The sequence below is a fragment of the Spirosoma daeguense genome, assembly GCF_054776875.1.
In genome coordinates, this window is record NZ_BAAHBF010000008.1 from 382,564 (window position 1) to 394,537 (window position 11,974).

Consider the following 11,974-nt stretch of genomic DNA (forward strand, 5'->3'; position numbering starts at 1 on the left):
AGATCAGTCAAACGAATGACAGATTACTTGTATCAATTCCTTTTACGATGTTTAGAGTAGTTAGGGTGTTCGGTGGCGTATTTTGTTTGTAAAATACGAAAAATGACAAGATAATGGTAACGGTTTGGTGATTATTCTAACCTATAGGAGAATGTATAAGGGTATACCTGACCTGAAGCTAAAGCAGGTTACAATAGGTCAAGTCGATGTTACAATAGTGAAAGCCCTGTAATTCGGGCTTTCCTAGTTTTGAACCCATAACCATTTTCGGTTTTATGAACTCGTGCTCACCAACCTTAAGCCTAACCCATAAATCTTAAGCAGAACTGAACCGGCCTGAGTAGACTATAAGTTCTTCTCGATAAAGTCGGTCATCATCGTGTACAGGTGCAGACGGGTGTTGCCACCGTAGATGCCGTGATTGCGGTTCGGATAATAGAATGACTGGAACTGTTTTCCTGCCTCAATCAACGCATTCTCGAAAGCAACGGAGTTCTGAAAATGAACATTATCATCGCCAGTGCCGTGGATGAGCAGGAAAGGACCACGTAGTTTTGACGCGTGCGTAACCGGCGAATTATCGTCGTAACCTGCTGCATTTTCCTGTGGTCGTTTCAGGTAGCGTTCGGTATAAATTGAATCGTAAAAACGCCAGTTCGTAACGGGAGCTACCGAAATACCCGACTTGAAAACTTCGGCACCAAGAGTCATGCAGAGCGCAGTCATATAACCGCCATAACTCCAGCCCCAGATGCCAACCCGGGCGGGATCAACGTAGGGAAGCGTTTTTAACTGACGTGCCACGGCAATCTGATCTTCTGTTTCGAGTTTACCGAGCTGTGCATACGTAACATTCCGGAAAGCGGTTCCGCGTGCCCCCGTTCCCCGACCATCGACCGAAACAATAACGTAGCCTTTCTGAACCAGGGTTTGATACCAGAAAAAATCTCGATTGTCCCAATCATTTTTAACGGTCTGCGAACCCGGTCCACCGTAAACAAACATTAGAACCGGATATTTTTTTGTGCCGGTACTGTCAAAATCTGCCGGACGCATCGCCCAGCCATGCAACGTAGTACCGTCGGCAGCTTTTGTCTGGAAAAACTGTTTTGGGACAATCTGATACGTAGCAAGTCGGGTTTTTAGCGGTTCGTTGGCTTCAAGTATACGTAAATCATTGGTTGTTTTCGTATCGCGCAGACTAACAGAGATAGGTGAACTAGCCGATGTATGATACAATAAGTAATACGAGAAATCAGGACTGAATGTAGTGGTATACGTACCAGCTTTCTGGGTAAGCTGTTGCTTATTTTTTCCATCGATGCCTATACTATAAAGGTGTCGTTCAAGCGGAGATGGTTCTGTACTCGTAAAAAAAATCATGCCACTTTTCTCATCGATACCCGCTATTGTTACCACTTCAAACTCGCCTGACGTAATTGGACGAATTAATTTACCAGTGAGATCATAAAGATACAGATGCTTATAACCGCTACGTTCGCTGGTCCAGATAAACGATTTTCCATCGTTCAGGTATGTTAAATCGTCGGTAAATTCCAGATCGACATACGTAGCACTGGTCTCGGTGAGTACCGTATTAGACTGACCAGTGATTGCGTTGATGTGTAGCAAATCGAGCTTGTTCTGCAATCGATTCATCCGACGTACCGATAACAGATTCGAATTCTTTGTCCATTGAATTCTAGGTAGGTAAATATCTGTGTCTTGCGGTTTGGCGTTTCGGTTAGTCTGTGCCAGCACTTTTTTGCCTGTTACTACGTCGGCTATCCAAACCGAAACAACCGAATTTGCTTCACCGGCTTTGGGATATTTAAACCGATATTCGATAGGATAGAGGCCACCCCAGAGTTGCATGTCGTACTCAGGAACGCGACTTTCATCGAACCGAATCCAGGCCAGTCGACGGCTATCGGGCGACCATTCGAAAGCACGTGCCATGCTGAATTCCTCTTCGTAAACCCAATCGGCACCGCCGTTGATGATGGCGTTACGTTTGCCGTCGGAAGTAAGTCTGGTTTCTTTTCCAGTGGCTAATTCAACTGTAAAAAGATTATTATCGCGCACAAAAGCTACCCGTTTACCATCGGGCGAGAACGTAGCGTATTGTTGTTTGCCACCTTTGCTCAGTGGAAACAAACGCTTGGTTGTGAGGTCGTAAATAAAAAAAACGGCTTTGCTCGACCGGCGATAAATTGGCTCCTCCTGCGTAGTAAGCAACAATTTACGCTCATCGGCCGCCAATTGATAATCTTCGATATGTATCTTCTTGGTTGTTCCGCTGACAACCACATCGCGTTCATCAAATAGCGTTTCAACTGGATTTCCGGTGGTTATGGTAAACTTTACCACTTTTCCGGCGTCGAGAGTCGTATAAAAACCGCCAGTTTTCATCCAGTTTACAGCGGCCACGGTACGTTGGTTAAAGATTCCCTGGTTACGTCCCCAGATGTCATCTAACGTAACCAATTTTTTAGTTTGACCAGTGGCCACAAAAGCTACCAGCGACAGCGAATAGAATAGGATAAAACGGTTGGCGATATTCATAGTTGAATGAACGAAAAAATCCAACTTCGCCAGGGCTGGGCCGAAGCAAAGTTGGAAAATAAGCTAAATACAGGGATAACTTTGAGGTACTGTATCGTTTCGTGTGCCTTATTTCACCGTTTCGGCAGGAACCGCGCCCGGTAATAAGCCCTTACGTTTCAACAATGCATCGGTAAAACGAAGATCATTATCGCTGGTGAAAATACTGAAAGGCAGATAGATAAACTGGGCTTTCGCTAATCCTTTGGTCACGATTTTGGCAATCCAGTTGGCTTTTACATTTGCCATTGCTTCTGAATTGTCCAGAAAGAGAATATATGCCTCCTTATCTTTTATAACACTATCGATCTGGCTCCATTTTAGAATACCACCTTCTTTGGCGTTGATACGCATAAGAATCTGACGACTATCAATTTCATACACGTACTTCTGAAATAGTGCCTTGCTCTGCTCCATTTGCGAAATACCGGTAATCTGTACAGCCCAGAACAGTACATACAGAACCGTCAGTAACACAATGACGATATAAATCCAATAGTTGGGATAGACGTTGGTCAGACTGAGGACTACGTTCAGAAGAATGAGGCTCAGTGGTACAAAAGCCCATTTCCAATTTTGTTTTACCCACTGACGGAGGGCAATATTAATATACGTTTTTTGGTCTAAAGCGTATTTTTTGGTCTTAACAATCATGATACCTCTGCATAAAAACGCAAAGTTAGGATAAAAGTCGGTAGTCGTCTGTCAGGATAGATAAATAAGGTGTTTTGCTGGTCGTTTCAATTGCAAAACGTATATCCTTAATCCCTTCTGAAATGCAGCGCGTTGATCGTGAATTCTCGATTCGTATTCTGACGCATTAGAACATAGACCGAGAAATTTTGCCCACCCGTTACGTAGGTGCCTGTGCTATAGCGCATTTTGTCGGACGAGCCCCGGTAAATGAATTGAAAATTGTTGGGTGGGTATTTCCGGAAAAACGACCGAAGAATTAACGTAGCGTGAGTGGCCTGAACCGACGAAAAATCTACTTTCTCGGTATCTATGACCAGTTCTATATTTTTGGCAAAACGTGTAGATAGCTGGCCGGCATCGCCACTACGTAATGATGTTCCCACGGTTTGCGTGATGTCTGATTCGGTGAGTGCTGCACCAGGAAAGAACCTGATGAAAAAGAGAAAAATAAAATTAACAACTGTGTGCATGGTTCGGGAGAAAAGTAGATACGCTTTGCTCCACACTAGGCGAAAACTGTGCCAACCAGATTGCCGGTTTACATATTTCATTGGCTAGTGGCTTTTTACCATCTTTGCAGCGCCATTTTTTTCGTAGCCGATTGCCCATGAATACGAGCCAGCCAACGCTTATTCTGAATGCTGAACAGATTCGTCAGAAAATCAGACGGATAGCGTTTCAGATATATGAAAATAATTTTGAAGAAACGACTTTGCTGCTAGCGGGTGTCGCGGGCGAAGGATATGTACTGGCAAAGGCATTGGCACAGGAATTGCAAACCATAGCCCCGTTTACCGTCAAATTAATTCAGCTCACGCTCGATAAGGCACAAACGACACAGCCCGCCGTTCAGGCGGATGAACCAATCGCAGAATTCACCGATAAAGTTGTAATTGTGGTCGACGATGTGCTTTATACTGGCCGGACGCTGGCATTTAGTTTGCAACCTTTTCTGACCGTGCCGATTCAAAAGTTGCAGGTAGCTGTTCTGATCGACCGGAACCACCCGCGCTATCCGGTTGCCGCCGATTATAAAGGATACGAACTGAGTACTACGTTGACAGAACACGTAGAAGTTGTTCTCAGCGACGATGCAAGAGCAGGAGTTTATTTACGATAAATCGGCCCAGACAGGCCCTGGCTGTCTGTCTGTAGCTACTTTGTAAATTGCTGACGCTACAACAGACAGCCGGAGCCTGTCTGGGCCAGTAATTTATGCTTTTGTGCTACGTATCAGGCTGACGCCGGTGAAGAAAAATATAGCACCCATTATTACGTAGACGAACGAAGCCTGAGCAACTCCGCCTTTGGTGAAGTCGATACCGCCATAAATCAGGCCAATCAGGCCAACTAGTGTCAGAATAATTCCGAATACGCTTTTTACATTCATGACTACGTTGATTTTAGTGTACAGAATAGTGTGTCGGTTAGATAACTAAAACAAACGGATAATGTCACGAAACGTAGCGTTTTCTGTCGGCTGTTTACTCCAGCAGCACCATAATATCTTCTTTGGTCAACGATTTCATGAAGTTCTCTTCGGTAGTTATCAGGCTTCCGGCGAGTTGCTGCTTGGCGCGCTGTAGCGATAATATTTTTTCCTCGACCGTATTCTTGGCGATGAATTTATACGTAAACACCGTTTTTAGCTGACCGATACGGTGTGCGCGGTCAACGGCCTGTGCTTCAATGGCCGGATTCCACCACGGGTCCAGAATAAACACGTAGTCGGCGGCTGTGAGGTTGTGCCCCAAACCACCTGCTTTTAACGAAATAAGGAAGAGTTTAACCGAATCGTCCGTCTGAAAAAGGGCTACCTGTCCCTGCCGGTCGGTGGTGCCGCCGTCGAGATAGGCGTATTTAATGGATTTCTCTTTCAGATATTGCTGTACTACGTTCAGGTGCTTAATAAACTGACTGAATACTAGTACTTTATGGTTTTCTGTCATGGCACTTTCGAGCCGCATCAACACGTCGTCGAGCTTGCCCGAATCGCCTTCGTAATCGGCATCGACCATGCGTGGGTGGTTGGCAATCTGCCGGAGTTTGGTAAGTCCCTGCAAAACCACCATCTGCGATTTGGCCATACCTGCTTCTTCAATGTGTTCGAGAATCAGATTGCGGTAATACGATTTGGCTTCTTCGTACTGTTTTTCCTGATCGGGGGTCATCTCGCAATACAGCACACTCTCGACTTTTTCGGGCAAATCGGTTGCGACCTGCGATTTGTTACGTCGGAGCATAAACGGCTTTATCAGCGCATAGAGTCGACTGGTCTTGGCTTCGTCGTGCCGTTTCTCGATTGGAATCTGGTATTCGTTCCGGAAAAACGACTGCGTGCCCAGTAATCCCGGATTGATAAACGATAACTGCGACCATAAATCCATCGTACTGTTTTCCAGTGGAGTACCGGTCAGAATAAGTCGGTGCGCCGTGTTGAGTTGGACAACGGCTTTGGTAATGTGCGACGACGGGTTTTTGATGGCCTGCGACTCATCGAGAATAACGTAGTTGAATCGGTAATCGCTCAGTAAGTCTATATCGATACGTACAATCCCGTAAGACGTCAGAATCAGATCGTAATTGTCGAATTGAGCCGTGTTTTTGTCGCGGTACGTACCCGTATAAACCATCACGCGCAAATTTGGCGTAAACTTACGCGCTTCCAATTCCCAGTTATACAGCAATGACGTTGGCATTACCAGCAGACTTGGGGACGTAGCACCTGCTTCTTTCTGACCCTGCAACATGGCCAGCGTCATAACGGTTTTACCCAATCCCATATCATCGGCCAGGCATCCGCCGAAATTATACTGCCGCAGAAAATTCATCCAGTCGTAACCCGCTTGCTGATACGGACGTAGCGTACCATTGAAGCCAGCCGGTAACGGATATGTTTCAATGGTTTCGAAATCGCGCAGACGTTCCAATTTTCGGCTGATGGTTGTGGTTGCCAGGTTGTTACGTTCCAGTTCCTGAACCAGCGCAATGTGATGTTTTTGGAGTACGAGCCGCTCATCAGCTTCATCATCGAGCCGTTCGAGAAAGCCAAAAAGTTCGGAATAACGGGTAAACCAGACGTCGGGAATAACGGCTATTTCGCCGTTGGGAAGTTTAAATTCGCGCTTTTTATTCAGAATCAGATTGCGCAGTTTCAGGAATGGAATCTCGAACTCACCAAAGCGCACATTGGCGTAAATATCGAACCAGTCGCGTCCCTCCTGAATCGATACGCTAATGCTGGAGTAACCCAGAAAATACCGTTTGCTATCCTGAACATCCTGCCGAAGCAGAAACCCGGATTCCTGAATTTTCTGGCTCTGTTCCGACAGCCACGTAAACGCTTCAGCTTTCGAAAGGGCCAGTCTTCCGTGACGTATGTCAAGTCCCGAATCGCGCAGAAGGCTTAATTTCTGACGTTCCAGACGTTGGTCGCGACGGATTTTATGGAAAATATAGTCGTCATTTTTCTTTTCCAGACTCACATTGGCCGATGAACCGAAATTATCGAACCGAAAATTAAAATCACCGTATTGAAAAGACAGGTCGAAAACAATACGTTGGCTGGCTTCATCATCTTTATCAGCCGTTTCAATGCCGTTTGTTCCGTTCTGGAACAAGGCTGTCGATGCGGGAACTGTTCGGCTCGATTGTACCATCTCGGAAATGGTTAGCACGGGCACAGGATCAAGAACTTCCGACCGGATTTCGAACCCTTTCGGAAATACGTCGTAAGACGCAATGAGCTGAGTAACAAATCGCTCGTAATACTGCTGCTCAATATTGCGTGGAATAATGATGTGATTTTTGTTAAAGAATGGCCGTAGTTTTTTTCCGTCTACGTTTTTGCTGAAGTGATAGAGCCGATTCCCGACCATCATATAGGCCGGTTCATCGCAAATCATCAGTGCGCCTTTAAATTGAAATTCAACCCGTTCTGTCTCCACAACATCCCGGCCATCAGCCGAACGAACGGGGTAGCGAATAATCGGAAAATAGTGCGTTGAGTCTGGATTTCTGACAAAATGGAAGTGCACACGGGCAGGTTCTGGCATCCACGTAATACGCTCCCAGGCCGGATTGCCGTCGTTACCCATAATGAAGAAAGGCTTGCCGGGCATGAGCGCCATAATCTGCGATTTGATGGTTTCCAGATAGCCACAAATAGCATCCTGAACTAGTTTATCGCCTTTCTGTGGGTCATAGATTTTCAGAAAGAAATCGACGGCGGGCAGTTTTCGGGTATTGAATTTTTTGACGATGGTATCCTGCTGGATACTGTCGATGAGTTTTACCAGTTCAAAATCTACTTCATTGAGTTCTTTGGCAAACTCGCCAACGTTCTGGGTCGATAGTGTCTGATTCTGTAGTGTCAGTTCGCCCCGCGAGTTCAACTGCACCACGAACGCTTCGATTAAATAACCCAGAAACTCGTGATCGAGTAATGAGTACACAATTTGAAACGGCTGCAGGGGCGAAACTTTCATGGTAATACATTACAAAGCACCAGCTCGTAGGGGAGTGGTACCAGTACTAGAATAAGGTGAATAACTGGTTAAGAAAAGCGGCCGGATATGGATGTTGATAAATGATAAAAAAAACTTGTAAAGAACTCAAAATGAGTCTATTGTACAGTATTTACAATTATCAACGGTTTCAAATATACGAATCAAAACAAAATGTACAAGAGAGATTCTGACAAATTATGTAACCGGCTTAATGCCCGGATCAGAACCTTATTTTATGGTATAATAGGGAGCTGATAACTGGCCTATTTCTTCTCATAAACCAATCCTATTGTGAACCGAAAATCGTCGTTTTGTCGACCCGGTGCTACCAGACTTTCGTAGGCATTGGCCGCTGTTGTGCGCAGGCTGATTACCTGCGTCAGCTTAACCTGAACGCTCACACTGCCATTCCAGCGAACGTTATACGTACCGAGTGCAGGCTGGTAGAACGCAGTGTGGGTTACCGTCCAGCGATCTTTATCGAACGAATATTCGCCAAATAGACGTAGTGAATTTCGGAAGATGTAAATATCCTCGCGTTCAAAAAAGTCGGTATTCTCGTGTAGAAGCACATTCGTAACCGATACATACGCCCGTTTTCGATTCACTAATTTGTAGCCAATACCACCGGCGGCCGTCCAGCGGTGAGCTATTTGCCGAAGATTGCTACGTTCATACGACCCAAATGCCAGATAATACAATCGTTTTTCGTGTCGATACGTAGTACGAAAATCCCCGAACCATTCGCGCTCGGCCAGAATACCACTTTGCTTCCCAAAAACGAACGATGGATTGCTCGATAGTTTGAAATTACGACTGAGCTGATAGTCGAAGGAGCTAGTGAGTTGAAGTAAGGTTCGGTTCACATTTCCTGCCGTAATGGTACCATCGGCGGTTAGTCGATAGCGAAAGATCACCTTGTTCGTATCTACGGATGGAGTTACAATTTTTACGATTATGGTATCGGCTTCTGTTGAATCGGTAGCGGGAATTACTTGAGTGCTGTCTGCTTTAGGCGTTGATGGACGTAGTGGATCGGGTTGTTCAACAATCTGTGCAACCGATACGTAGTGAACGCCAAGCAGGCTGAATAAAAGCACCAAAAGACGGATGTTCTTCATGAAATGCTGAGTAGTGAACCCGCAACTTAGAAAAAACAACACAGTTGACGATGAATAAAAGCCACTATTTATTCTATGACTCACGCGTCTCAGTCAGGTTTTGATCAAAGCAATACTAGAATGAAACAAGTATGACGTAGTGAAGTCGGGTTTAAGAACCCGACTCTTTGCATCAGAAATTAGGCCGGGCTGAAGAACCCGACTTCACTACAAATAGAAGCGTGGACGAACAACTAGCTTCATCTTGATTTATAACTCGACTTTCAGCCTAGCTCGTTGGTTTGTCAGGGAGTGGGGCCGATGCGTGGAATTCCTGGTAAATTCGGTGCATGTACGTATCGAGCAGTTCCAGAATCTGTTCACGGCTGTCGGAGTTGATAATCAGGCCAACGTGGTACTCCTTTTTCATGCGCCACCAGATTTCTGACTCGGTAAAGACCGACAGATCAGGCGATTGCTGACGAGCTAGTGAAACGATCAAACCCGCATACTGACCCGTATCGGTGGGCGGAACGTAGTGATCTTTGTGGGCCATCGCAATTTCCAGTTTAGCCCACTCACGCCAGAGATTGACGCCCGAAGCGGCTTCAACCATTTCGGCAATATGAGCGCCCCCTACCCGCGATGAGGTTTCGAGGAAATACAATTCGCCATCATGATCGCCCCGGATATATTCGGAATGTGAAGCACTGAAACGCATACCAAATGCCTCCAGTACCTGATCGTTTATCTGGCGTAAGGCGGCAGTCTCAGGCGTGTCGAGCGGCAGCGTAGCCGTGCGGAATACGCCCCCACCATGAGCAACTTCCATGGGTGTAGCCAGATACTGACTCACGCGCGAAAACACAGCTTTTCCATCGACCGACAGCGCATCAACGTGGTACACTTTGCCCGGTTTAAATTCTTCGATCAGGTAATGATGCCGAAGATCGCCCAGCAGGTGAATGGCCGACCAGGCTTCATCCAGCGAATGCACTTTGCGGATACCCGTTGTTGAGGCTTCGGAGCGGGGTTTGATTAGCCAGGGTGATTCGGTAGTTTGCAGAAAAGCCGTAATTGTTTCATCACGAAAAAGTGGACTGAAGGCAGGAACCCGTATACCCGCCGAAAAAGCCCGTATACGCATGGCCAGTTTATCGCGGAAATAGCGGGCGGTTGTCTGTCCCATACCATCGATGCGGAACGTTTCGCGAATGAGAGCGGCTTTTTCAACATCAAAATCGTCAAGCGCAACTACCCGGTCAATTTTTCGTGACCGCATCGAATGGGCCAGCCCGAGAATCATCTGTTCGAGATCGTTGGGGTCGTTGCTGGGCGAAGGAAGATAAAAGAACTCGTCGATGGCATCGCGGGGCCACTCGTCGTTCGATAGTTTTTGGTCGGTTAGCAGGTAAACGGTGTTGCCCAACTCTTTGCAGGCTCGCATGAAATCATGCCCTTTAAAAAACGTAGCAATGCATAAAATAGACAACTGTTTCATAGGTAGGGAGTTTCAGGTTCGATGGATCAGGTTTCAAGTTAACCTTATACTTGAAACCTGAAACTTATGGTTGTGTTTCGGCAATCAACGTACGTAAATACGCAATTAATAGCCGAATCCCAAATCCTGTTGCGTTTTTCTGCGAACCAAATTCAGTATCAGCGAAAGCCATTCCGGCAATATCGAGGTGAGCCCAGGCAGGATGTTTTTCGGTAAATACTTCCAGAAATTTAGCCGCGCTGATGGCTCCGGCAGTGGGTTTGCCGCTAAAATTTTTCAAATCTGCTACGTCCGATTTGATGTCTTCCTGATAACTATCCCAAACAGGAAGTCGCCAAAGCCGTTCGCCAGTCTGGTCACCTGCTTCGGTCAGTTTACGAGCCAGTTCATCGTTAGGCGTAAATAAACCGGCGGCATGATAACCCAGTGCTGCAATGACATTGCCCGTCAACGTAGCTAAATCGATCAGCACATCGGGCTTGAAATTACGGACCATATACCCCAACCCATCGGCCAGAATAACCCGTCCTTCGGCATCCGTATCAATAATCTCGATAGTTTTGCCAAGATAAGACGTAATCACATCGCCCGGTTTGGTCGAACGTCCGTCGATGGCATTTTCGGTAGCAGGTACAATGCCAACCACATGAATCGGCAGGTTGAGTTTGGCAGCAACTTCCATAGCACCCAATACAGCCGCTGCGCCCCCCATATCGCTTTTCATGAGGTGCATACTGGCCGACGTTTTTATGGAAATACCACCCGTATCGAACGTAACGCCTTTGCCTACCAGCCCCACAGTCAATACGTTATTGACACCTTCGGGTTTATACTCGGCAACGATCAACACTGGTGGAGCATCGCTGCCCTGACTCACGCTTAGTAAGGCACCCAGATGCTGAAGCTCCAATTCGTTTCGGTCAAGAATCGTTACGTTGTAGTTGTGTTGCTGCCCCGACCGAATCGCCCAATCGGCAAGTGTTTGCGGTTTTTTAAAGTTTGCGGGTGCATTCATCAGATCAAGCATCTGACGTAGCGTTTCGGCTATGGCTTCGGCACGTAGCAGGGCTTTTTCGGCTACGGCCAACTGGTTCGGGTCGACATAAATTGTTAGCTCACCTGATTCGGAGAAGATGGCTGGCCCTTCGGATTTATCGGTTTGGTAAAGCCGCAGGTCATAGCCTCCGCCCCGAATTCCTACTATTACATGTTCGATAATCTCGCCCGAAAATGCAGTTAAGTCGACGCCTAACGTAGCAGGAAGTTTTGCCTTATTATCGAAAAAAAACTTCCGGAAAATACGTAGCCAGTCAATTGCCTGTGGCGTAGCGCCCATGCCCAATAAATACGCTTTGGTATCATTGGCATTGTAAATTGATGCCGTTTCTTTGGCTTCGGCCTTAAAATCACGGTGTAACAACGCCAACGCAAGGCTTATTCGAGGAGCCAGCACCGATAAGCGTTCTGTTAGTGTTTCGTCCTTTACGAATGGTATCAGTACATCACCGCTCGTTGGTAATTGGGTGCTCAGTGTAATTTTCACAGAAAAATCGGATTGAAATCTG

General features: G+C 46.4%; 9 protein-coding genes. 1 reads left to right on the forward strand and 8 read right to left on the reverse strand.

What is annotated here, in order from left to right:
* Nucleotides 1-345: 345 nt before the first annotated feature.
* The 3 genes from ACYVD4_RS25640 to ACYVD4_RS25650 all read right to left on the reverse strand — a co-directional run bounded on the left by ACYVD4_RS25640 (nucleotide 346) and on the right by ACYVD4_RS25650 (nucleotide 3,851).
* Nucleotides 346-2,565 (reverse strand): S9 family peptidase, encoded by a 2,220-nt coding sequence (locus ACYVD4_RS25640; RefSeq protein WP_460950552.1) that lies wholly within the window; start codon nucleotides 2,563-2,565, stop codon nucleotides 346-348.
* A gap of 108 nt (nucleotides 2,566-2,673) precedes the next feature.
* Nucleotides 2,674-3,258 carry a YcxB family protein gene (locus ACYVD4_RS25645; RefSeq protein WP_460950554.1) on the reverse strand — a complete coding sequence of 195 codons (585 nt, stop codon included), beginning with the start codon at nucleotides 3,256-3,258 and terminating at the stop codon, nucleotides 2,674-2,676.
* A 107-nt stretch (nucleotides 3,259-3,365) separates the two neighbouring features.
* The gene (locus ACYVD4_RS25650) at nucleotides 3,366-3,851 is read right to left on the reverse strand and encodes a DUF4783 domain-containing protein (protein ID WP_460950556.1); all 486 of its coding nucleotides are present in this window, start codon (nucleotides 3,849-3,851) and stop codon (nucleotides 3,366-3,368) included.
* A 56-nt stretch (nucleotides 3,852-3,907) separates the two neighbouring features.
* On the opposite strand from ACYVD4_RS25650, the gene ACYVD4_RS25655 reads away from it, so the two are divergent.
* A complete protein-coding gene (locus tag ACYVD4_RS25655; protein WP_460950557.1) occupies nucleotides 3,908-4,420 on the forward strand; it encodes a phosphoribosyltransferase family protein in 513 nt (170 codons plus the stop codon).
* Between the two features lie 93 nt (nucleotides 4,421-4,513).
* Here ACYVD4_RS25655 and ACYVD4_RS25660 read toward each other — a convergent pair whose 3' ends face one another.
* The 5 genes from ACYVD4_RS25660 to ACYVD4_RS25680 form a co-directional block, all read right to left on the reverse strand.
* Nucleotides 4,514-4,690 carry a hypothetical protein gene (locus ACYVD4_RS25660; protein WP_460950559.1) on the reverse strand — a complete coding sequence of 59 codons (177 nt, stop codon included), beginning with the start codon at nucleotides 4,688-4,690 and terminating at the stop codon, nucleotides 4,514-4,516.
* A gap of 94 nt (nucleotides 4,691-4,784) precedes the next feature.
* Nucleotides 4,785-7,787 (reverse strand): DEAD/DEAH box helicase, encoded by a 3,003-nt coding sequence (locus tag ACYVD4_RS25665; protein WP_460950561.1) that lies wholly within the window; start codon nucleotides 7,785-7,787, stop codon nucleotides 4,785-4,787.
* Nucleotides 7,788-8,071: 284 nt separating this feature from the next.
* The gene (locus ACYVD4_RS25670) at nucleotides 8,072-8,929 is read right to left on the reverse strand and encodes a DUF481 domain-containing protein (RefSeq protein WP_460950563.1); all 858 of its coding nucleotides are present in this window, start codon (nucleotides 8,927-8,929) and stop codon (nucleotides 8,072-8,074) included.
* A gap of 268 nt (nucleotides 8,930-9,197) precedes the next feature.
* Nucleotides 9,198-10,409 (reverse strand): ATP-grasp domain-containing protein, encoded by a 1,212-nt coding sequence (locus ACYVD4_RS25675; RefSeq protein ID WP_460950565.1) that lies wholly within the window; start codon nucleotides 10,407-10,409, stop codon nucleotides 9,198-9,200.
* Between the two features lie 64 nt (nucleotides 10,410-10,473).
* The gene (locus tag ACYVD4_RS25680; protein ID WP_460950567.1) at nucleotides 10,474-11,952 is read right to left on the reverse strand and encodes a leucyl aminopeptidase family protein; all 1,479 of its coding nucleotides are present in this window, start codon (nucleotides 11,950-11,952) and stop codon (nucleotides 10,474-10,476) included.
* Nucleotides 11,953-11,974 lie beyond the last annotated feature (22 nt).

What these genes read in the sequence shown, in the direction of transcription:
- ACYVD4_RS25640 (WP_460950552.1), bottom strand. Translation starts at nt 2,565, where the DNA reads ATGAATATCGCCAACCGTTTTATCCTATTCTATTCGCTGTCGCTGGTA.
- ACYVD4_RS25645 (WP_460950554.1), bottom strand. Translation starts at nt 3,258, where the DNA reads ATGATTGTTAAGACCAAAAAATACGCTTTAGACCAAAAAACGTATATT.
- ACYVD4_RS25650 (WP_460950556.1), bottom strand. Translation starts at nt 3,851, where the DNA reads ATGAAATATGTAAACCGGCAATCTGGTTGGCACAGTTTTCGCCTAGTG.
- ACYVD4_RS25655 (WP_460950557.1), top strand. Translation starts at nt 3,908, where the DNA reads ATGAATACGAGCCAGCCAACGCTTATTCTGAATGCTGAACAGATTCGT.
- ACYVD4_RS25660 (WP_460950559.1), bottom strand. Translation starts at nt 4,690, where the DNA reads ATGAATGTAAAAAGCGTATTCGGAATTATTCTGACACTAGTTGGCCTG.
- ACYVD4_RS25665 (WP_460950561.1), bottom strand. Translation starts at nt 7,787, where the DNA reads ATGAAAGTTTCGCCCCTGCAGCCGTTTCAAATTGTGTACTCATTACTC.
- ACYVD4_RS25670 (WP_460950563.1), bottom strand. Translation starts at nt 8,929, where the DNA reads ATGAAGAACATCCGTCTTTTGGTGCTTTTATTCAGCCTGCTTGGCGTT.
- ACYVD4_RS25675 (WP_460950565.1), bottom strand. Translation starts at nt 10,409, where the DNA reads ATGAAACAGTTGTCTATTTTATGCATTGCTACGTTTTTTAAAGGGCAT.